This window comes from Streptomyces sp. NPDC059534, from assembly GCF_042743475.1.
Taxonomy (GTDB): domain Bacteria; phylum Actinomycetota; class Actinomycetes; order Streptomycetales; family Streptomycetaceae; genus Streptomyces.
This window is the reverse complement of sequence record NZ_JBHWAQ010000146.1, coordinates 1-1,360: the sequence shown is the minus strand read 5'-3', so window position 1 is coordinate 1,360 and position 1,360 is coordinate 1. Positions and strand designations below refer to the sequence as shown.

Here is a 1,360-nt window from a genome sequence, read left to right as displayed (position 1 = left end):
CCGGTGTGTTCGGAGACTTCATTTCGTGAGGAGATGGAGTCCATGTCACGTCCTTTGAGGAACTATCCGGCCGAGTTACGCGAGCGTGCGGTGCGGCTGGTGGCCGAGGTGAGGCCCGAGCATCCGACCGAGTGGGCGGCGATCTGCTCGGTCGCCGGCAAGCTCGGCATCGGCAGCGCGGAGACGCTGCGCAAATGGGTCCGCCAGGCCGAGACCGACGCCGGCGCCAGGCCGGGGACCAGCACCGCGGAGTCGGCGGAGATGCGCCGGCTGCGGGCCGAGGTGCGGGAGCTGAAGCGGGCCAACGAAATCCTGCGGGCAGCCTCGATTTTCTTCGCGGCCGAGCTCGACCGGCCACGCAGGTCCTCGTGAACTTCATCAGCGCTCATAAGGACACCGCCGGCGAGACGGGGGTGCGGTGGGGAGTCGAGCCGATCTGCCGCGTGCTGAGTGAGCACGGGGCGCCCATCGCGGCGTCCACCTACTACGACGCCACAGCACGAAAGCAGCGACCCTCCGGCTCCGGCTCCGAGGGAGCGTCCTCGCGGGACGAGATGCCGAAACGGGAGATCACCCGCGTGTTCGACAGGAACTTCCGGGTCTACGGAGCGCGGAAGGTGTGGCTGCAGCTCAACCGGGAGGGCATACCGGTGGCCCGCTGCACCGTCGAGCGGCTGATGCGCGAGCTGGGCCTGACCGGTGCCGTCCGCGGCAAGAGGTACCGCACCACCGTGCCCGATCCGACCGCCGCCCGCCCCACCGACCTGGTGAAACGCCGGTTCGACCGGCCCGCGCCGAACCGGCTGTGGGTCACCGACTTCACGTACGTGGCCACCTTGTCCGGCACCGCCTACGTCGCGTTCGTCATCGACGTGTACGCCCGCCGGATCATCGGCTGGTCCGCCGCCGGCCACATGCGCACCGCCCTGGTCCTGGACGCCCTGGAGATGGCCGTCGCCGCCCGCTTCCGCACCGGCGCCACCGACCTCACCGGTCTGATCCACCACAGCGATGCCGGATCGCAATACCTGGCCATTCGGTATACCGAGCACCTGGCCGCCGCGGCCATCGCCCCGTCCGTCGGCACGGTCGGTGACGCGCTGGACAACGCCCTCGCCGAGAGCACGATCGGCCTGTTCAAGACCGAGGTCATCAAGCCGAACGGGCCGTGGCAGTCCCTGACCGACGTCGAGATCGCCACCCTGACCTGGGTCGACTGGTACAACCACCGGCGTCTGCACACCGCCTGCGACGACCTCACCCCGGCCGAGGCCGAACAAACCCACTACGATCACCACCGCGCCCCCGTCCGGGTCGCTCATCCAACAAACTGAGTCCCCGGACACGCCGGGGCGGTTCA

At 69.4% G+C, this 1,360-nt stretch carries 1 protein-coding gene; it reads left to right on the top strand.

What is annotated here, in order from left to right:
- The first annotated feature begins 42 nt into the window (after positions 1 to 42).
- Positions 43 to 1,334 (top strand): IS3 family transposase gene (locus ACFVZH_RS40400; protein WP_384905641.1). Its coding sequence is split into 2 segments (ribosomal slippage): positions 43 to 328 and positions 328 to 1,334, totalling 1,293 coding nucleotides; the frame shifts between segments, so codons are not numbered across the junction.
- Positions 1,335 to 1,360 lie beyond the last annotated feature (26 nt).